Source organism: Mesorhizobium sp. M0119, from assembly GCF_040322615.1.
Lineage (GTDB): Bacteria > Pseudomonadota > Alphaproteobacteria > Rhizobiales > Rhizobiaceae > Mesorhizobium.
On the sequence record NZ_JAMYTU010000001.1, the window covers coordinates 15,571 to 35,423 of the forward strand.

20 protein-coding genes are annotated in these 19,853 nt (G+C 62.2%); 16 read left to right on the forward strand and 4 right to left on the reverse strand.

The genetic code is table 11. The features are described from left to right. Positions 1-73 precede the first annotated feature (73 nt). Positions 74-1,000, forward strand: a complete 927-nt coding sequence (locus NKJ40_RS00085; protein ID WP_352463868.1) for a DnaJ C-terminal domain-containing protein — start codon at positions 74-76, stop codon at positions 998-1,000. Positions 1,001-1,077: 77 nt separating this feature from the next. Here NKJ40_RS00085 and NKJ40_RS00090 read toward each other — a convergent pair whose 3' ends face one another. Beyond that, positions 1,078-2,271 (reverse strand): YcaO-like family protein, encoded by a 1,194-nt coding sequence (locus tag NKJ40_RS00090; protein WP_352463869.1) that lies wholly within the window; start codon positions 2,269-2,271, stop codon positions 1,078-1,080. 204 nt (positions 2,272-2,475) lie between these two features. Here NKJ40_RS00090 and NKJ40_RS00095 point away from each other — a divergent pair, with 204 nt between their 5' ends. Further along, positions 2,476-4,206 carry an adenylate/guanylate cyclase domain-containing protein gene (locus NKJ40_RS00095; RefSeq protein ID WP_352463870.1) on the forward strand — a complete coding sequence of 577 codons (1,731 nt, stop codon included), beginning with the start codon at positions 2,476-2,478 and terminating at the stop codon, positions 4,204-4,206. A 10-nt stretch (positions 4,207-4,216) separates the two neighbouring features. Here the strand turns inward: NKJ40_RS00095 and NKJ40_RS00100 are convergent, their stop codons facing one another. Then, complete coding sequence (locus tag NKJ40_RS00100; RefSeq protein WP_352463871.1) at positions 4,217-4,795, reverse strand: hypothetical protein; 579 nt, start codon at positions 4,793-4,795, stop codon at positions 4,217-4,219. A gap of 173 nt (positions 4,796-4,968) precedes the next feature. Here NKJ40_RS00100 and NKJ40_RS00105 point away from each other — a divergent pair, with 173 nt between their 5' ends. The 4 genes from NKJ40_RS00105 to NKJ40_RS00120 all read left to right on the forward strand — a co-directional run bounded on the left by NKJ40_RS00105 (position 4,969) and on the right by NKJ40_RS00120 (position 9,296). Beyond that, positions 4,969-6,336 (forward strand): S8 family serine peptidase, encoded by a 1,368-nt coding sequence (locus tag NKJ40_RS00105; protein ID WP_352463872.1) that lies wholly within the window; start codon positions 4,969-4,971, stop codon positions 6,334-6,336. After that, complete coding sequence (locus NKJ40_RS00110) at positions 6,327-7,502, forward strand: DUF1501 domain-containing protein (RefSeq protein ID WP_352463873.1); 1,176 nt, start codon at positions 6,327-6,329, stop codon at positions 7,500-7,502. The genes NKJ40_RS00105 and NKJ40_RS00110 overlap by 10 nt, the downstream gene beginning before the upstream one ends. Positions 7,503-7,858: 356 nt before the next feature. After that, complete coding sequence (fabI, locus tag NKJ40_RS00115; protein WP_031211054.1) at positions 7,859-8,677, forward strand: enoyl-ACP reductase FabI; 819 nt, start codon at positions 7,859-7,861, stop codon at positions 8,675-8,677. A 31-nt stretch (positions 8,678-8,708) separates the two neighbouring features. Continuing rightward, entirely contained in the window at positions 8,709-9,296 is a 588-nt protein-coding gene (locus NKJ40_RS00120; RefSeq protein WP_352463874.1) for a histidine phosphatase family protein, read from the forward strand. A gap of 63 nt (positions 9,297-9,359) precedes the next feature. Here NKJ40_RS00120 and NKJ40_RS00125 read toward each other — a convergent pair whose 3' ends face one another. Next, positions 9,360-9,623, reverse strand: coding sequence for a DUF1344 domain-containing protein (locus NKJ40_RS00125; protein WP_023716902.1), 264 nt, complete (start codon positions 9,621-9,623; stop codon positions 9,360-9,362). A 275-nt stretch (positions 9,624-9,898) separates the two neighbouring features. Between NKJ40_RS00125 and aroC the strand changes: the two genes are divergently transcribed. The 3 genes from aroC to NKJ40_RS00140 all read left to right on the forward strand — a co-directional run bounded on the left by aroC (position 9,899) and on the right by NKJ40_RS00140 (position 12,657). Then, positions 9,899-11,008: a chorismate synthase gene (aroC, locus tag NKJ40_RS00130; RefSeq protein WP_352463875.1), complete on the forward strand. Its 1,110-nt coding sequence runs from the start codon at positions 9,899-9,901 to the stop codon at positions 11,006-11,008. Between the two features lie 97 nt (positions 11,009-11,105). Then, a complete protein-coding gene (ribB, locus tag NKJ40_RS00135; RefSeq protein ID WP_023674113.1) occupies positions 11,106-12,206 on the forward strand; it encodes a 3,4-dihydroxy-2-butanone-4-phosphate synthase in 1,101 nt (366 codons plus the stop codon). A 19-nt stretch (positions 12,207-12,225) separates the two neighbouring features. Then, entirely contained in the window at positions 12,226-12,657 is a 432-nt protein-coding gene (locus NKJ40_RS00140) for a hypothetical protein (protein WP_352463876.1), read from the forward strand. A 63-nt stretch (positions 12,658-12,720) separates the two neighbouring features. Here the strand turns inward: NKJ40_RS00140 and NKJ40_RS00145 are convergent, their stop codons facing one another. After that, positions 12,721-13,944 carry an MFS transporter gene (locus NKJ40_RS00145; RefSeq protein ID WP_352463877.1) on the reverse strand — a complete coding sequence of 408 codons (1,224 nt, stop codon included), beginning with the start codon at positions 13,942-13,944 and terminating at the stop codon, positions 12,721-12,723. A gap of 118 nt (positions 13,945-14,062) precedes the next feature. On the opposite strand from NKJ40_RS00145, the gene NKJ40_RS00150 reads away from it, so the two are divergent. The 7 genes from NKJ40_RS00150 to NKJ40_RS00180 all read left to right on the forward strand — a co-directional run bounded on the left by NKJ40_RS00150 (position 14,063) and on the right by NKJ40_RS00180 (position 19,787). Continuing rightward, positions 14,063-14,716, forward strand: a complete 654-nt coding sequence (locus NKJ40_RS00150; protein ID WP_352463878.1) for a TetR/AcrR family transcriptional regulator — start codon at positions 14,063-14,065, stop codon at positions 14,714-14,716. A gap of 132 nt (positions 14,717-14,848) precedes the next feature. Continuing rightward, the gene (locus NKJ40_RS00155; protein WP_352463879.1) at positions 14,849-15,775 is read left to right on the forward strand and encodes a histone deacetylase family protein; all 927 of its coding nucleotides are present in this window, start codon (positions 14,849-14,851) and stop codon (positions 15,773-15,775) included. Positions 15,776-15,778: 3 nt separating this feature from the next. After that, positions 15,779-16,030: an exodeoxyribonuclease VII small subunit gene (locus NKJ40_RS00160; RefSeq protein WP_031211056.1), complete on the forward strand. Its 252-nt coding sequence runs from the start codon at positions 15,779-15,781 to the stop codon at positions 16,028-16,030. 106 nt (positions 16,031-16,136) lie between these two features. Next, positions 16,137-16,403, forward strand: a complete 267-nt coding sequence (locus tag NKJ40_RS00165) for a DUF2277 domain-containing protein (protein ID WP_352463880.1) — start codon at positions 16,137-16,139, stop codon at positions 16,401-16,403. 9 nt (positions 16,404-16,412) lie between these two features. After that, positions 16,413-17,333 (forward strand): pirin family protein, encoded by a 921-nt coding sequence (locus NKJ40_RS00170; protein ID WP_352463881.1) that lies wholly within the window; start codon positions 16,413-16,415, stop codon positions 17,331-17,333. Between the two features lie 81 nt (positions 17,334-17,414). Next, positions 17,415-19,328, forward strand: coding sequence for a 1-deoxy-D-xylulose-5-phosphate synthase (dxs, locus tag NKJ40_RS00175; RefSeq protein WP_352463882.1), 1,914 nt, complete (start codon positions 17,415-17,417; stop codon positions 19,326-19,328). A 222-nt stretch (positions 19,329-19,550) separates the two neighbouring features. Then, the gene (locus NKJ40_RS00180; protein ID WP_352463883.1) at positions 19,551-19,787 is read left to right on the forward strand and encodes a hypothetical protein; all 237 of its coding nucleotides are present in this window, start codon (positions 19,551-19,553) and stop codon (positions 19,785-19,787) included. The last annotated feature ends 66 nt before the right edge of the window (positions 19,788-19,853 follow it).

Consider the following 19,853-nt stretch of genomic DNA (forward strand, 5'->3'; position numbering starts at 1 on the left):
CACTGGAATTTCTTCCTATGCAAGCGCATATAGGAGGCGATCATGGTTTCACTCCTTCTCCAGGGCAGTAAGTATGCGCGACCCCTATGAGGTGCTGGGCGTTGCCAAGAACGCATCGGCCAAGGACATAAAATCGGCGTACCGGAAGCTCGCCAAGAAGTATCATCCGGACCAGAACCCGGATCCCAAGGCAAAGGAGCGTTTTGCCACCGCCAACCAGGCTTACGAGATCGTCGGCGACGAGAAGAACCGGGCGGCTTTCGATCGCGGTGAGATCGACGCCGAAGGCAAACCGCGGTTCCAGGGGTTCGAAGGCGCGACTGGCGGCGCCGATCCTTTCGCCGGTTTCCGCCGGCAGCAAGGGCCGGGCGGCGCGCATTTCGAATTCCGCACGGGCCGTCCCGGCGGTGATCCGTTCGACGGCAACAGCGACATCTTCAGCCAGATCTTCGGCGATGCTTTCACCCAGCAGCGCGGCGCCGGCACGGGCGGCCGCCGTCAGGCCACGACCGCCGCCGATCTGAACGTGGCGCTGGACGTCACCATCGAGGAAGCCGCCACCGCGGAGAAGGTGACGGCGATGTTCCCCGACGGCCGCAAGATGGCGGTCAAGTTGCCGGCCTATGTCGAGGACGGCCAGACCATCCGCCTGAAAGGCCAGGGTGAGCAAGGGCCGGGGCAGCCGGGCGATGCATTGGTCAAGATCCGCTTTCGCCGGCACCCTCGCTACCGCGTCGAGGGCCGCGACCTGCATGTCGACCTGCCGGTGGAACTGGCCGATGCGGTGCATGGCGCCAAGGTGGCGGTCGAAACCCCGACCGGCAGGATTGCGGTCAATGTTCCCCCTTGGTCGAGCTCGGACAAGGTTCTGCGGCTGAAGGGCAGGGGCCTGCCGGAAAAAGCCGGCGGTCACGGCGATCTCTACGCGCATGTGCGACTGATGCTGCCGGAAGGCGGTGACACCGAGCTCGAGGCGCTGATGCGCCGGCGAAAGAGCTGACAGTCGAAAAGGCCGGCGCTTGATACCATGTGTGAAAAGCGGGCATGAGTGGGTGGGCATGCCCGCGACCATACGGATCACAGTGGAAAGGGAACCTCGTGGATGGCCTGGGAAACTGATGGCCTCAAACCTAGGCGCATAGGAACATCATAGAGCCTGCCGCCGCCCAACCGGGGCTTGGTAGGACGAAGTCCAGGTACAAACACTCGTGCAACAGGCGATTCGGCGTTGTGCGCCAGGTTGACCGCAAAGATCTCAAGTTCCTGCTCGCGGCAGATGTCGAGGCAATAGTTCCAATCCAGTCGCAACTCGGCTGACGAGGCCTGAACTGCTGAATTGCCGGACAGGTGAGGACGGCGGTGAATGTTCTCGTCCATGTGCCACCGATAGAGGTGCAGCGCGCCGGGGGTGAAGGCCGCCGTGCCGGACATATCGGCGTTCCGTTTGAGCAGGGTAAGGTTCGCCTCACATTCTGCAAGTTCCCCCACCGCGCGCCGGGTCGCCTCCGACATGGATCGTCCGGCCGCGAATCCGAACGCAATCGCGCCACCCCCGACGTGATGAGAAATTGCAGCGACAATGGGGATGGGCAGGTCAAGCGTCAGGAGCAGAAGCCGCAATTCGCGGTTCTGCGTCAGCAGCCAATCGGCGTACTGGGACGCCAGTCCATCCGACAGCGAAGTCAGGTCTATCCGAGGCAGAACCAGCTGATTGTACCACCATATGGCTGTTGCATCGCGCTCCACGACTTCGCAGAAGCCGCGCACGACCGCGTCCTCTATGCTCGATCCCCTCGCAAGACCATTGGAGTCCGCCGGGGGCAGACCTGATGACTCATTGTTGGGATACCCGAGAAAGCACAATCCCGCAGGCACCCAGGCCTCGCTCGTGCTGAAGCGCGGATCACTCCGGATCCAGTCCAGCGGCTGCGACCTGCGCCAGCGGATCGGGACCGCGCGGCTATCATCGACGTTTTTGTTCCAATGCAGCCGCTCGCAATACTGCGCATCACTGAAAAGTGTGAGTGCAGGCGGCTCGATCACGCGCCCGCGCAATTCGCCGGCGCGGGCGCGTGAGAGTCGCTCATGAGGGATCATCTGGGCGAAATAGGTTTCATCGGCCTCATACCCGCAGGCGGTTGCCGCCTCCTGGGTGGTGTTGCCCCACCCTGACACAAAACGAGAAGGTCTGGCCCCTCGTACGGGACCGACCGCGACCGTGATCGGGCATCCGAGCGTGGGATCGGTGATCACGATGGGGCCGTAAACCAAGCTTGACCCGCCGGCCCCTGCCTCGGACGCCTGCCGCTCCGACACTATGGACCCTTCACCCAAGCACGGCCCTCACTGTTCAATCCTCTACACCAATTGCTCATTCGCACGCTGACACGCACTGGAGTATGATGCAAACTCCTGCGAGACGCTTTGATATCGTCAAGCCAATTTCGAACATAATATAACCCGCCGAGGGAGAGAATGAACGCGGGCGACAGCAATCTTCAGCGACGTCTGACGGCTATCCTGGCTGCTGACATGGTCGGTTACTCGTCGCTGATGGCCCGGGACGAGGAGCGCACCTTCGCGCTCGTCAAGCATCTCATGCAGGACGACATAGAGCCTAGGATCACGCAGCACCGGGGACGGGTCGTGAGAACGACCGGAGACGGGATGCTGGCCGAGTTCCCAAGCGCTTTCGAAGCCGTGCAGTCGGCAGTGGAAGTCCAGGAACTGCTTGTTGGCCAGTCTTCGGGGAAGGCCAGCCAGGAAATTTTTCTCCGGATTGGGCTCAACTTCGGTGATATCATTGTCGATACCGATGGCGATGTGTTTGGAGATACCGTCAACATAGCCGCGCGTCTGGAACAGTTCGCCAGCCCGGGCGGTATCTGCCTTTCCGGAAAGGTGCACGACGAAGTTCGCGACAAAATTAATCTTCCGTTTGAATATTGCGGCGAACAGCATCTCAAGAACATTCCACGCCCGATTCCCGTATACTCGTTGTTCCAAAAGCCCAAAGGGCTGCCACCTGCATCGACTGCGCAGGTGGCTGGTCCGAGCAAGCCCTCCATTCTCGTTCGCCCGTTCAAGAGCGCGGGCGACGTCCAACCCTATTTCAGTGGCGGCTTCACCGAAGACATCGTCACGGAACTGACGCGCTTTACTCAGCTTACGGTTGCGTCCCATTATACGTCGACGCGGCTCAAGGATGTGGACCTGGTCGCGGATAACGGCGTGGATTTCGTCATTGAAGGCGGGATCCGCCGCATGGGCCGGCGAATGCGCATTACATGCGAGCTGGTCGACGCAATCTCGGGTGAGTGCTTGTGGGCCGAGCGCTACGACGGGGACGAGCAGGACATCTTCGATGTCCAGGACGAACTGATCGGAAAGATCGTCGGGACCGTTATCGGCCGTCTTACGGCCGCAGGCGCCGAGAAGGCGCGGCGTAAACCACCTGCCAATCTCGCGGCCTATGAGTGCGTGCTGCGGGGCAATGCCCTGCCCCTGGGCGACATCGCGGCCGAAATGGAGGCTCGACAGTGGTATCAGCGGGCGATCGAGCTCGATCCATCCTACGGGCGCGCGTACGCCAAGCTCGCCCACTACAAACAGCTTGAATGGTTTCGCGACATGGGGCCGTCGGATGCGGTGCTTGCCGAGGCTTATGACATCGCCAAAAAAGCGGTGGCGCTTTCCCCCAACGATCCAGTCTGCCTGAACATACTGGGCTGGGTGCTCCTCCACCGTCGTGATTTCGACGTCGCATCTCAGCTTTACACACGCGCGCTCGAACTCAATCCGCACGATCCCGAGCAGGTCTCCTATCAAGGGACTTATCAAACATTTGCCGGCGAGCCCCAAAGTGCCTTGGACTGGTTCGAACGGGCGCGAGTGCTCGATCCCCTGTACGAGCCTTCATGGTATTGGCCGTTCCGCGGTCTTGCCCATTTCATAGCCCACCGTCCGGATAAGGCAGTTGTCGATCTGGGCCGCTCGTCCACCATGCCGACCTGGGTTAAGGTCTATCTGGCTGCAGCGAACGCCCTGCTTGGCCGAAGCCAAGAGGCGAAGAGCTACACGTTGCTGGTTCTGCGTGGCGCACCGGAGTTCTCCCGGCGGCGGTTCGCCACCAAGGAACCTTACAAGCTGGACGGAGACCGCAACACGCTGCTCAACGGCATGCGGGAAGCGGGATTGCCCGAGTAGGGACTGGCGACTATCTGCAGCCGAAGAGCACGGCCGTGGCTAGCTCGTCATGGTAGTGCCTGCCCTGGGCATATTTGTGATAGTCGTGGAGATAATCGATCAGATCGCCGCGGGTCAGGACCCCCCTCGGCACCTGGGGCACCACCACATTGATCAAGTTCGGTTCGTCCACGTGAACTTCGACAGACACTCCCGTTTCCACGATGTCTTCCAGCACGATCTTGAGATCACGCTTCAGGTCCGCATAGGCGACAGCATCCGGGATCGCGTCGCCCCCGTCGAGAGGGTCATCCTCGTATTTTATGGGCTGCCCATTTAGATCTTCTATCGTCAGTGTCTGCGAATGTGGCGCTGTTCCGGCGGCGGCGGTCCGGATCCTGATGTTGCCGATGGCACGGCCTGCTTCCGGCCGAAGTCTGATAGTATCACCGACGGCGAAAATCTGCCGATCAATGGTAATTGTTAGGGGATCTGTTGAATCCATGGACAAGATACGTGATGAGGCCGGCAAAAGCTTGAGCCAGGCCCCTACGATCGCTGCGCCGATCTCTTGGACTTGCCGACCTGGCTTCAATTCTGCCCTGGGCATCGCCGAGGCTCCCCTCCGAGGTCAATGCAAATAGCCTAAACGCATTTTGCATCTGTCGCAAGCAATGCGCAGGCGGCATGCTCCCATCGACTCGATGTTTTCATGGACAGAAAGCCGTATTGGGAGCATTCTGATCCTCGCGGTATCAGTAACGACAGCCGGAGGGTGTACGAATGATACTTGCTCAACTTCGTGTGCTGTTGCTCGGCTGTCTCCTCGCCGTTGTCGGAACAGTGAGACCGGAAGCGTCAAGCGAGGAGGGCCTAACCGACAGCGGTGACATCGAAAGGACTTTCATCGTCGACATCGCCAGGGCGGCGGAGTTACGCAAGGATATCGGCGCGCTGAACAAGTTCATCGCAGGCAAGGGCAAGCTGGAAGCGGTGGATATGCCGGATATCGGTATCAGCATCGTGACGGGGACCTTTTCCGAGAGCGAGATCGAAGAGCTGCGCTCCAGGGGATATGAGGAGCCGGATCCTTTCGTGGTGAACCTGTTCGATGGTGCCAGCTGCGAGGGGCCGGAACTCCTGGGCATCTCGCCGACTGCGGACGTTGTCCCTCCCAGCGTCTGCAGGGTCGTCGGGTCACCACAGCCGGTGGCTTCAGGATCGCCCACCGTATGGATCATCGACAGCGGAGTGGATTGGAACGTTGTCACCGCCGGGCTCCTCAAGGTTCAGGAAGCCATCGATTGCACGAGCAGCCCATGCCAGACCGTGTCGAGCCTCGACGACACGGTAGGGCACGGGACGATGGTGGCAGCAGTTATCGGCGGAAAGCGTGTCAAGCAGGGCGACCAGTATATAGGTCTGGTTGGTGTCAGCCCCGACGCCCCGCTCAAGATCGTAAAGGCCTTCAGTAAGCTGAAGACCGAAATTTTCGGCCCGCCTCTTCTCGCGCTTCGCTATGTTCGGGACAACGCGGTCGCCGGGGATATTCTGAACGTGAGTTGGGGTGCATTATATCTGGAGAGCACCAGACGCGGAAGCACGTTGCAAGATCTTAAGTTTCTCGACGCCCTTCTTTATCAGATCGCCGACCGTCAGGTGCGCGTTGTGATAGCTGCGGGCAACCCCCGGGAAGACGAAGAGGGTCCTTGGGTACAGTCTTATTTCCCGGCCAATGCGGCGACTTATTTTTCGCCTGTGACGACAGGAAACAAGGTGGGAGCGATATACAGCGCGTCGGCTTCCAACAGCGAATATATTCAGGTGGCAACTCCTGGGAAATGCCAAGGCATCAGCAACGCCTGGTGCGACACGCTATGGCGCAGGGGGGCATTCGGCGCGTCCTATGCTGAACCGGGCGTCAATGTCCTGTCACTGTGGAAGAGCCGAAAGAGCGGCAAGCTCCGGAGGAACATCTGTTCGGGCACATCTTTCGCAGCCCCGGCACTTGCCGGCCTTTTGGTTCGCAATGCGCAGCCGACTAACAAGGCTCTGACAACGGGAAGTCTTATCCCGAATACGGATCTGCTAGGGTATATGACCGCGGGTACGCCGGTGAACCCAAGTTCGGACGAGCCTAAATGCAACTGACCCGAAGGGCAGCGCTGCAAGGTTTGGCCTTGGCGTCCGCGTTCGGTAGCGTGCGTCTCGCCAGTGCCTCGCTTGTGGACGAAGATCCTCGCCTTCTGCTCGTCCACGTGCGTGGCGGACTAGATGCATTAGCTGCCGTGCCGCCCTACGGCGATCCGCATTTTGCCTCGGCGCGCGGGCCCCTCGTGCCTTTCCCGAACTCCGGCGTCGCCGAGATGCTCAAGCTCGACGGGCTCTTCGCGCTTCATCCGGCGCTCAGGCCCCTCCTGCCGCACTACTCGTGCGGCGAGTTGCTCATCGTGCCCGCGACCGCCATTCCAGATGCGGGCCGGTCCCACGCGGCCGCCCAGGCGGCGCTGTTCGACGGCGATATCGACGGCGACAGCGCCGGATGGCTCGACCGGGCTTCGTCTGTACTGTCGCGCCGGCAGAAGGCGGTGTGGCGGGCCAGACCGGCCGATCGATCGATGGACATGCTGGCTGATCTTGCGCTGGCCAATCCTCGGCTCGACCTCGTCCGCCTCTGCGCCGAGGGCACTTGGCCGTCCGGCGGAAACGGCAGCGAAAGCCTGCTGGAACAACATGCCGCATGCGACGCGGTTCGCTTCGGCGACGCGGCCAGGAGCGCGGCGCTTGCCCTCTCAGCTACCGGCGGACCGCGGATCGCGATGCTCGAGGTGGCCGGCTTCGACACGCATGTGGCGCAGGGAGCGGACTTCGGAAGGCTGGCGCGGAGTTTGAATGGGCTGGCGCGAGGTCTCATTGCATTTGCCCAAGCGTCCGGGCCTGCCTGGAACAGGACGGCGGTGCTGGTGGTCACGGAGTTCGGCCGTTCCGTGGTGCCCAACACCGACGGCGGCACTGATCACGGCGTCGCGAGTGTCACCTTGCTAATGGGTGGCGCCGTTGCCGGCGGGCGAGTAGGCAATCGCTGGCCCGGTCTTGCTCGAAATACGCTTCATGGCGGAACAGACTTGGCTGCTACGACGGACGTACGATCGATCATAAAGGGCGTGCTGACGGAACACCTGCGTCTTCCTGACCGAGCAATGGCTAAAATATTCCCAGGCGCTGCCGGGATACCGGCGGTGCGTGGACTGTTTGTCGGGAGCCGTTGTCCAGGCGGAGGTTCGACTGGCTTCGATGTGATCTCCAGCGCGGTTTAGCTTCTTATCCGCGTTTTCGTCGGCCACGGGACGCATCGAACTGCAATAGGCGACTCCTAATCTTAAGTGGCCGCTTCTAAGAAGCTTCCGGAATGACGGCTATTTGTGAAGGGTTTCGAATGCCGGCCCCCAGCGCATCTTCCGCCATTCCACACCGACGCCAAGTTCGAATTCTTCCACTGGGCCCACGACCGCATGGTCGAAGCGCTACAGCGTCCTTTGCGCGTCCAAAGCATGCGCGGCTCTGTAGACCAACGGCTTTGTCCCCCGAACTGTCCGCTTTGAACGCTTGAAGGGGCACTGTGGCTGTGCGATAGGCACTCCACAAAGTAGAGAACCTTGCGGAGAGCGCTGACATGGCGGGTGGACGGGGCCTTATGGCCGGCAAGCGCGGCCTTATCCTTGGCATCGCCAACAATCGCTCGATCGCTTACGGCATCGCCAAGGCCTGTGTCGATCACGGCGCCGAGATCGCGCTGACCTATCAGGGCGAGGCGTTCAAGAAACGCGTCGAGCCGCTTGCGGCGGAACTGGGCGCGCATGTCGCGGGCCATTGTGATGTGACCGACCCGGCCAGCCTCGATGCGGTGTTCGCCGACATCGCCAGCCATTGGGGCAAGCTCGATTTCCTCGTGCACGCCATCGCCTTTTCCGACAAGGACGAGCTGACCGGCCGCTATGTCGAGACGACGCGCGACAATTTCCTGCGCACCATGGATATTTCGGTCTATTCCTTCACCACCATCGCCAAACGCGCCGAGGCGCTGATGACCGATGGCGGCTCGCTGCTGACGCTGACCTATTACGGTGCGGAAAAGGTGATGCCGCACTACAACGTCATGGGTGTTGCCAAGGCGGCACTCGAGGCCAGCGTGCGCTATCTGGCCGTCGATCTCGGCGCCAAGAAGATCCGCGTCAACGCCATCTCCGCCGGCCCGATCAAAACGCTTGCCGCATCCGGCATCGGCGATTTCCGCTATATCCTGAAGTGGAACGAATACAATTCACCTCTGAAGCAGACGGTCACGCAGGAGGAGGTCGGCGATTCCGGCGTCTATTTCCTGTCCGACCTTTCGCGCGGCGTCACCGGCGAGATCCATCACGTCGATTCCGGCTATCATGTCGTCGGCATGAAGGCGGTCGACGCGCCGGATATTTCGACCGTCAAAGACTGACGCCACCGCCTGACCTCTTCCGGAAGACCTGATGTACCCGCTCGTCTATATCGTGCGCCACGGCCAGACGGCGTGGAACGCCGAGGCCCGGCTGCAGGGGCAGGCCGATACCGACCTCAACGAGCTTGGCCGCGAGCAGGCGACCCGCAACGGGCACCGGCTGGCCGAATTCGTCCACAACCCCCAGGATTTCGACTTTGTCGCCAGCCCGATGCGGCGCACGCGCGAGACTATGGAGCGTCTGCGCGCGGCGATGAAGCTCGATCCGCACGCCTATCGTACCGAGCCGCTACTCGTAGAATTGAGCTTTGGCGACTGGCAGGGTTTCACCTTTGCCGAACTCGAGGCGAACAATCCCGGTTCGACCAGGCGACGCCGCCTCGATAAATGGAATTTCCAGCCGCCCGGCGAGGGCGCCGAAAGCTACCAGATGCTGCTCGAACGGGTGAAGCCGTGGTTCGACGCGCTCGATCGCCAGACGGTCTGCGTGACCCATGGTGGCGTCATGCGCGCGCTGTTCCGCTTGGTGGTGGGGATGTCCGAACAAGATGCGGTCAGCATGGAAGTGCCGCAGGATCGCGTGCTCAGGCTGGACGGCCGGCGCCTGGAGTGGCTTTGAAACCGATGACGTAGCGTATGTTGAGATCAGATCAGGCCGGCATCAGCTGAATATCGACGTGCCCTATTCGGTCGATCCGGTGTCCGGCAGTTCCATGTCGGTGACGACGTTCTCGCCATTCGTCACGTCGTAGGCGAGGACGATGTCCATGCCTGGCTTCAGTGCATCGAGGTCGGTTTCGGCGTTCAGCTTGTAGGACTTGCCGTCGTCAAGCGTCAGCGTCAGCGCATCCTTGTCGACCTTCTTGATCAGGCCTTCGGTCTGGCCGGCGAAGGCGGCGGTGGAAATCAACAGCGTGGCGGCAACAGCGCCAATCAGGATACGCATCATCGTCCTCTTTAATCATTGCCGGTACGGCGGCTCGGTCCAACGGAACGGAACTGAGCAGAAACCAATCGAATGTGTCAAAACTAAATCCGCCGGATCACAGTTTGACCACTGTGGAAAACGCCAATAGAAGGCAAGCTACAGCGCCGCGCGTCCCCCTGGACGCGCAAAGGACGCTATAGCACTTTTGATTTTGTGCATGATCGTTTCCGAAAATCGCTCCGATTTTCGAGGTCATGCGCTAGGCCGGCTCCGCCGCCGGCAGGGCTGGTTCCATGTCGCACAACACGTTCGGCCATCTTTTCCGCGTCACCACCTGGGGCGAAAGCCACGGGCCGGCGCTGGGCTGCGTCGTCGACGGCTGTCCGCCAGGCATCCGCTTCACTCGCGACGAGATACAGGCCGAGCTGGACAAGCGCCGCCCCGGCCAGTCACGTTTTGTGACGCAGCGTCGCGAACCGGATGAGGTCAAGGTCCTGTCCGGCTTCATTCTCCATGAGGACGGCGAGACGATGATCACCACCGGCACGCCGGTGTCGATGCTGATCGAGAATGTCGACCAGCGCTCCAAGGACTATGGCGACATCGCCCGCCAGTTCCGGCCGGGCCATGCCGACTACACTTACGAGGTCAAATACGGACTGCGCGATTACCGCGGCGGCGGTCGCTCCTCGGCGCGTGAGACTGCGGCGCGGGTGGCGGCCGGGGCGCTTGCCCGCAAGGTCGTGCCAGGCGTGGTGGTGCGCGGCGCGCTGGTGTCGATGGGCGAAAAATCGATCGATCGCGCCAATTGGAACTGGAATTTTGTCGGCGACGCCGAAAACCCGTTCTTCACTCCCGATCCGGCGTCGGTCGCCGTTTTCACCAAATATCTGGACGGCATCCGCAAGGCGGGCTCCTCGGTCGGTGCGGTCATCGAGATCGTCGCCGACGGCGTTCCGGCGGGGCTTGGCGCGCCGATCTATGCCAAGCTCGACCAGGACATCGCCGCCGGCCTGATGTCGATCAACGCCGTCAAGGGCGTCGAGATCGGCAACGGTTTCGAGGCCGCCCGCATCACCGGCGAGGAGAATGCGGATGAGATGCGCATGGGCAATGACGGCAAGCCGGTCTTCCTGTCCAACAATGCCGGCGGCATCCTCGGCGGCATCTCGACCGGCCAAGCGATCGTCGCGCGTTTCGCCGTCAAGCCGACCTCGTCGATCTTGACGCCGCGAAAGTCGATCGACAAGGACGGCAACGATGTTGAGATCATGACCAAGGGCCGGCACGATCCATGCGTCGGCATCCGCGCCGTGCCGATCGGCGAGGCGATGGTTGCCTGCGCCATTGCCGATCATTATCTGCGGCATCGGGGACAGACAGGTAGGGCAGTAGGGCAGTAGGGCAGTATGTTGGTGCACGCCAAGCAGCCAATTTTTTCCTTTCCCCTACTGCCGTACTGCCCTACTCCCCTATTCCCTGCGAGCGAAGCGAGCACTTATGCCTTACGACCAGAAGAAGATCGTTGAAGCCCTGCGCGCCTTCGAGCGCGGCGAGATCGTCGTCGTCATGGACGATGACGGGCGCGAGAACGAGGGTGACCTGATCGTCGCCGCCGTCCATTGCACGCCGGAAAAGATGGCGTTCATCGTGCGCAACACGTCAGGCATCGTCTGCACGCCGATGCCGCGCGAGGAAGCCAAGCGGCTCAACCTGTCGCCGATGGTGGCCGACAATGATTCTGCCCACACCACTGCCTTTACCGTCAGCGTCGACTTCAAGCACGGCACCACGACCGGCATTTCGGCGGATGACCGCACGCTGACGGTGCGCAATCTCGCCAACGGCAATGTCGGCGCGTCCGATTTCGTGCGCCCCGGCCACATCTTTCCGCTGATCGCGCGCGAAGGCGGCGTGCTTATGCGTTCGGGCCATACCGAAGCCGCGGTCGACCTCTGCAAGCTCGCCGGCCTGCCGCCGGTCGGCGTCATTTCCGAGCTGGTCAATGATGACGGCACTGTCATGCGCGGCCCGCAGGTGCAGGCCTTCGCCGAAAAGCACGGGTTGAAGCAGATCTCGGTTGCCGACCTCATCGCCTACCGGCAACGCAAAGAAACGCTGGTCGAACGTGTCGCCTGTTCCGACATCGAGACGCCCGGCGGCAAGGCACAGGTCTTCACCTACACGCTGCCTTGGGATTCCATGCATCACGTGGCGGTCGTCTTCGGCGACATCCGCGACGGCGTCGAGGTGCCGGTGCGCCTTCATTCCGAGGACGTGGTCAGTGACGTCTTCGGCACCAGCCACAGGCTGGACGCCATCATGAAGGCGATGGGCGAGCGCCAGCGCGGCGTCATCGTCTATCTGCGCGAAGGCTCGGTCGGCGTCGCCCATCAGGAGCGCAAGCGGCCGGCTGCCGGCGACCGCGAAGATCATGAAGAGGCGCGCCGCCGCGAAAACGAATGGCGCGAGATCGGCCTCGGCGCGCAAATTCTCAAGGATCTCGGCATTTCCTCGATCAATCTTATCGCCTCGCGCGAGCGCCATTATGTCGGCCTCGAAGGTTTTGGCATCCACATCGCCAAGACCGAGATTCTTTAGCCTACTGGAGGCAATTGAGATGAGCTTCGAGGCATATCTCGGCTGTTTTAAGGATGGGGAGCAGAGCTATTTCCCCACATCGATCGTAGACGACGCCTTCGCGCCGTTCATCACCAGGCGTGAGCCTGAATTCTCATGCTGGGTCGTCACCTACGAGGTCTCGCCGACCCTTGCTCAAGCCGACCTCTATCTCAACCTTGATCCTGATGATGCGTCGCGCTGTTCCGGCTTCACCGTCGCGCGGCCGCCAAATGATCCGCGTCTCTACAAAGTGTTGTGGGAGATTCTGCGTGTCACCAATTCTGCCGTTTATTGCGCTGGAGAGTGCCCGCCAATGGTTGGGCGCGCTGAAACCATACCCCATCTGAACCCGGATATGGTCGAGGCATTGGGGACTCCTATTGTCGTTCTTGACGGGGACGAGATTCGCAACCGGCTTGAACAGTCCTAAAAAGCCGGGCTTCTTCAAAGAGAACTGCGTCCGGTCCGTGAGCTGGACCGGACGCGTGTGCGGCTATTCCGCGGGAACGGCGGCTGCGTTGCATCCGTCCAGCTCGCATGTGTGGATGGCCAGACTGCGCTGGCCGGCGAGCACGATGACCAGCGCGATTGTGCCCGATGCCACCGATACCCAGAACCCGTTCTGCGCGCCGAAAGCGTCCACCACCCAGCCGGCGGCGAACGAGCCGAGCGCCATGCCGATGCCGATGCCGGTCATCACCCAGGTCACGCCTTCGGTCAGCATCGCCTCGGGCACGCGCCGCTCGATCAGGCCGAATGCCGTGATGAAGGTCGGCGAGATCGCCACGCCGCTGACGAAGACGGCCAGTGCCAGCAGCGGCACAGTGTCGGCGACGAGCAGCGGCAGCGTGGTAAGCGCAATGATGGCGATTGCGATGGCAAGCTGGACTTGCAGCGGCATTTTCAGGTTCAGGGCGCCGACGATGATGCCGACCACGAACGATCCGAGCGCGTAGACGCCGATGACGAAGCTGGCGGCGCCCGGCTGGCCAAGCTCCTTGGTGATCGCCACGGTGCTCACCTCGGTGGTGGCGAAGGTCGCGCCGATGAAGATCAGGGCCAAGGTGATGATCTGGACCGGCCGCAGGCGGATTGCCGAGCCGCCCGAACCGTGTTCCACCGGTCGGGCTCGCGGCTCGGTCGAGCGCTGCAGGATGAAGGCCGTCGAACCGAAGGCGAGGAACAATGTGCTCGCGAGCACTCCCGCCTCCGGGAAAAGCGCGACACTCAGTCCGACCGACAGCGATGCGCCGGCGATGTAGACCAGCTCGTCCGCCGCCGATTCGAAGGCGAACGCCGTGTTCAGTTCGGGGCGGTTGCGAAAAATCTCCGTCCAGCGTGCGCGCACCATTGCCGGGATACTGGGCATGACGGCGGCGAGCAGCGCCGAGACGAATAGCGTCCATATCGGCCAATGCTGATTGGCCGCCGCAATCAGGATCGCGAAAGCGAGCGTGGAAATCACGGTAGTCGGCACCACAATCCGCGTCTGGCCGAGACGATCCACCAGTCGCGATACCTGCGGGGCGACGAAAGCGTTGGCAAGCGCATACGTTGCGGAGACGGCGCCGGCCAGCCAGTATTCGCCATCGGTCTGCGACAGCATCGCGACGATCCCGATCGGAGCCATGGCGATCGGCAGCCGGGCAACGAAGCCGGCTGCGGCAAAGCCTTTGGCGCCGGGCGCGCGAAAGATCTGGGAATAGGGATTTTGCATCGTCTGGCTCCTCGACAACGGACGGTTCGGCGATTACATACGTAACGTATGAGTTTAGATAAATCATACGCCGCGTATGTCAATTGGCATACGAGGCGTATGTTAATAGGGCCAGAGCATGCATAGACCACGCAAGGAGATGATTGCCGAAACCCGCGCCAAGCTGATCGGGGCGGCGCGCCAGGCCTTCGGCACGCTCGGCTACGCCGAAGCCTCGATGGATGATTTCACGGCATCGGCCGGGCTGACGCGCGGTGCGCTCTATCATCACTTCGGCGACAAGAAGGGCCTTCTCCAGGCGGTCATCGCCGAGATCGACGCCGAAATGTCAGCCCGGCTGAAGGTCGTTTCGGCCAAGCCGGACAATCTCTGGCAGGGCTTTGTCGACGAATGCACCGCCTATATCGAGATGGCGCTGGAGCCGGAGATCCAGCGTATCGTGCTTCGCGACGGGCCGGCGGTGCTTGGCGATCCATCGCAATGGCCAAGCCAGAGCACATGCATCCGTTCGATGACAGAGAGCCTGCAAAGACTGAGCGACGAGGGGACAATTCGCGCCGTCGATCCCGAAGCCGCGGCAAGGCTGGCCAGCGGCGCCTCGCTGCATGCGGCGCAGTGGATCGCAAATTCGAACGATCCCGAAGCGACATCGAAGAAGGCAGTGAAGGCGTTCAAGGTTCTTCTGGAAGGGCTGCTCAATCGCACCGGCAAGCTGCCTCAGCCTGACCGACCGTCCGCGATGCAGCCCGAGGTTGACCGATCACCGGCCTGAGGTCATTCTTTCGCCGATCCTAGGCGGCTCGCGCTGGGCTCAGCCGACGCCGGTTGCCTAAACCCTGTTGAACATCGCGTCACCAGCGCGCGAAAACATGGCCAAAGCGGACAGGCGCGCCTATATCGGGGCATGGCTACGAGACTTTACACCCACCCGATTTTCCTCGAGCACATAACCCCGCCCAGTCATCCGGAGCGGCCGGACCGTTTGCGCGCCATAGAGCGTGTGCTTGACGATGAGGCTTTCGCGACGCTCGATCGCGTCCAGGCGCCGGAAGGCGACGAGGCAACCATCCTCTACGCACATCCGCCCGAATTCGTCGAACGGGTCCGCGCAGCGATACCGGACACCGGCATCGCCCGTATCGACGCCGATACCACCGCCAGCCCAAAGAGCTGGAAGGCTGCCGTGACTGCGATCGGGGCTGCCAACGCCGCTGTCGACGACGTCTTCACCGGCCGTGCCGACAACGTCTTCGTCGCCGCGCGGCCGCCCGGCCATCATGCCGAAAAGACCACCTCCATGGGTTTTTGCCTGTTCAACACCGCGGCGATCGCCGCACGCTACGCGCAGAAGAACCATGGCGCCGACCGCGTCGCCGTCGTCGACTGGGATGTGCATCACGGCAACGGCACGCAGGACATCTTCTGGGACGATCCGTCGGTGCTCTATTGCTCGACACACCAGATGCCGCTCTACCCGGGAACCGGGGCCGTGAGCGAGACCGGCGCCGGCAACATCGTCAACGCGCCGCTGGCGCCGCAGAGCGGCAGCGACAGTTTCCGCGACGCCTTTCTCTCACGTGTCCTGCCGGCGCTCGACAATTTTGCGCCCGACCTCATCATCATCTCCGCCGGCTTCGACGCCCACCACCGCGATCCGCTGGCCGAGATCAACCTGACCGAGGATGATTTCGACTGGGCAACCGGCCAGTTGCTCGAACGCGCCGGACGCCATAGCGGCAACCGGCTCGTCAGTCTGCTCGAGGGCGGCTACGATCTGCAGGGATTGGCATTTTCAGTCGCCGCCCATGTCGGGCGGCTGATGAAGGGATAGATGATGGCTGGTGAGACCAACGAGGACGTCAAGGCGATGAGCTTCGAGCAGGCACTCGAGGCGCTGGAGAGGATCGTCGACGATCTGGAGCGCGGCGACGTGCCGCTCGACCAGTCGATCCGCATTTATGAGCGCGGCGAGGCGCTGAAGGCGCATTGCGACCGGCTGCTGAAAGCGGCCGAGGACAAGGTCGAGAAAATCAGGCTGTCGCGCGACGGCAAGCCGGTGGGGACAGAGCCGCTGGACGCGGATTGAGGCGCGGCCTCGAACAACAATTGTGCTTTCCGGCTTTGGACATCATGATTGAGGATAAAACTCATCCCGTTTGAAACGGCTCCAGGACGAGAGGAGATTGCGAACGATGTGCAGAAACATCAAAACCCTGTTCAATTTCGATCCGCCGGCAACCAATGACGAGGTCCGCGATGCCGCACTTCAGTTTGTCCGCAAGCTGAGCGGAACGACGCGGCCGTCGAAACAGAACCAGCATGCGTTCGACCATGCCGTCGAGGCCATTGCCGCCTCGGCGCGCGAATTGCTCGACAGCCTCGGGACGACGCAGCATCCACGCAATCGCGAAGAGGTGGCGGCCAAGGCGAAGGCCAAATCTGCACTTCGCTTCGCCTGAGGGGACCGCGTGAGCTTCTTTCCCGGAAACGATCCGCAGATGGGCGATGCCTTCGCCAGCGATCAGATCGAGCTGATGGTCATTCCGAACGCCAAGGATATTGGCGGATTTCAGGTTCGCCGCGCCTTGCCCACGGCCAGGCGCCGGCTGGTCGGACCCTTCATCTTCTTCGACCGCATGGGTCCAGCCGTTCTGCGGGCCGGCCAGGCGCTCGACGTGCGCCCGCATCCGCATATCGGCCTGTCGACGGTGACTTACCTGTTCGACGGCAAGATCAGGCACCGCGATTCACTCGGCACCGAGATGGTGATCCAGCCTGGCGACGTGAATTTGATGACGGCCGGCCGCGGCATCGTCCATTCAGAGCGCACACCGGAAGAACTGCGCGGCGCGCCGATGTCGGTTTCCGGCCTGCAGACATGGCTGGCGCTGCCGGACGGCAAGGAGGAGGTCGCGCCGGTCTTCGAAAACACGGCGGCTCTGCGCCTGCCCGAAATCGATGCAGAGGGTGTCAGCGGGCGTATCGTCATCGGTGCGTTTTCCGGGCTGCGCTCCCCGGTCGCCACCGCTTCGGACACGCTTTATGTCGATCTCAGGCTGGCGCCGGGTGCCAGCGTGAAAATCCCGGCCGAAGCCGAGGAGCGCGCCATCTATACGCTGGAAGGCGCGGTTTCGATATCCGGTGACCGCTTTCCGGCCGAGCGGCTGCTGGTTTTCCGGCCCGGCGATGAGATCGTTGTCTCATCGGAGGGCGGCGCCCATTTCATGCTGTTTGGCGGCGCTTCGCTCGGTTCGAAACGTTATATCTGGTGGAATTTCGTATCGTCCTCAAAGGAACGCATCGAGCAGGCGAAAGAAGAATGGAAGACGGGCCGCTTCGATATCGTTCCCGGAGACGAGCAAGAGTTCATCCCGCTGCCCGAAAGCTGATGCGCGTTACCGCCACATTTACATTCGCCGGCCAGCGGCATATTTCACGATGAACAGAAAATCTGACCAGGCTCGCAAACAGTGAACGCAAAGCCCGATACGCCGCTTCTCGACAAGGTCCGCGTCCCAGCCGATTTGCGCACGCTTGCCGAAGGCGACCTGCCGCAGCTGGCGTCCGAGCTTCGCGCCGAGCTGATCGACGTCGTCTCGCACACCGGCGGGCATCTCGGCGCCGGCCTTGGCGTCGTTGAACTGACCGTCGCGCTGCACTACGTCTTCAACACGCCCGACGACCGGCTGATCTGGGACGTCGGCCACCAGGCCTATCCGCACAAGATCCTGACCGGCCGCCGCGACCGCATCCGCACGCTGCGGCAGGAGGGCGGCCTGTCCGGCTTCACCCGTCGCGTCGAGAGCGAATACGATCCGTTCGGCGCAGCCCACTCCTCGACCTCGATTTCAGCCGGCCTCGGCATGGCGATGGCGCGCGATCTGTCCGATGGCTGCAACAATGTCATTGCCGTCATCGGCGACGGCGCCATGTCGGCCGGCATGGCCTATGAGGCGATGAACAATGCCGGCTCACTCGATGCCCGGCTAATCGTCATCTTGAACGACAACGATATGTCGATCGCTCCGCCGACCGGTGCGATGAGCGCCTATCTGGCGCGGCTCGCCTCAGGCAAGACCTATCTTGGGTTGCGCGATTTCGGCAAGAAGCTGACGTCCTATCTCGGCGAGCGCGCCGATCGCGCCATCAAGCGCGCGGTCGAGCATGCGCGCGGTTACGTCACCGGTGGCACGCTGTTCGAGGAAATGGGGTTCTACCACATCGGCCCGATCGACGGTCACAACCTCGAGCACCTGATCCCGGTGCTGAAGAACGTCCGCGACAATGCCGACGGCCCGGTGCTGATCCACGTCGTGACCCAGAAGGGCAAGGGCTATGCCCCGGCCGAGGCGGCCGCCGACAAATATCACGGCGTCAACAAATTCGACGTCATTACCGGCGCCCAGGCCAAGGCGCCCGCCAATGCGCCGAGCTACACCAAGGTGTTTGCCGAAAGCCTGATCCAGGAGGCGCGAGAGGACGACCGCATCGTCGCCATCACCGCCGCCATGCCGAACGGCACCGGGCTTGACCTCTTCGGCGAAGCGTTTCCGGCGAGGACCTTCGATGTCGGCATTGCCGAGCAGCATGCGGTGACCTTCGCCGCCGGTCTTGCCACGGAAGGCTTCAAGCCTTTCGCGGCGATCTACTCGACCTTCCTGCAGCGCGCCTACGACCAGGTCGTTCACGACGTGGCGATCCAGAAATTGCCGGTGCGCTTTCCGATCGACCGCGCCGGCTTCGTCGGCGCCGATGGTGCCACCCATTGCGGCGCCTTCGACACGACCTTCCTGGCGACGCTGCCCGGTTTCGTCGTCATGGCCGCGGCCGATGAGGCCGAACTGCGCCACATGGTACGCACCGCTGCAAGCTACGATGACGGCCCGATCGCCTTCCGCTACCCGCGCGGTAACGGCGTTGGTGTCGAGATGCCGCAACGCGGCTCGGTGTTGGAGATCGGCAAGGGCCGGATCGTCAGGGAGGGCACCAAGGTTGCGCTGCTTTCCTTCGGCACCAGGCTGCAGGATTGCCTGGCCGCGGCCGAGGAGCTTGGCGCGGCAGGGCTTTCGACCACGGTCGCCGATGCCCGTTTTGCCAAGCCGCTCGACGAGGATCTGATCCGGCGGCTGGCCCGTTCGCACGAGATACTGGTGACGGTGGAAGAGGGCGCGGTCGGCGGCTTCGCCAGCCATGTGCTGCAGTTCCTGGCCCATGAAGGGCTGCTGGAGAGCGGCTTGAAGGTGCGCCCACTGGTGCTGCCCGACGCTTTCGTCGACCATGCCAAGCCGGAAAAGATGTATGCCGATGCCGGGCTGGACAGCGCCGGCATCGTGCGCACCGTGTTCGTGGCGCTGGGGCATACCGCGCAGGCCCAGCGCGCCTAGCTTTTAGACGCATTTCCCGCGACGCCAAAGCGATCAACTTGGCTGCAAGATGCTAGTCTGAATCAAATTCTCAACTGCTTAATCAAATTGCCGGTGAACAGTCGTAACATGCTGTTTACGCTGCCGTTTGGCGATTTGCTTACCGTGTCCTTTGGCCGTTTTTCAACACCGCCCTGCTAGCAGGCAACCCAGGCAGGGGAAAGAAGACCAATGAGATCGCTTTTGGGCGGCATCGCGCTAGCGGCCACCTTCGCCGCGTCGGCCGCGGCCGAAACGCGCTACGACCGCAAACTCGAAGAGGCGGTGATGGGCATCGTCGCCGGCAAGATCGGCGAAATCGTGGCGGCTTTACCGACAAACAGGCGCCGCAATTCGTCGTGCGCGATATCTTGCCGAAGGCGCCCATTTCCGTTGACCGGCCGCGCCCGCAGGTGTCCGGCGACAGCAACGAAGGTCTGACGCCGGCCGTCGAACGGCGGGCTTCGCGGACCATCTTCTAAATGATGATCCCGATAAGGCTCTAGA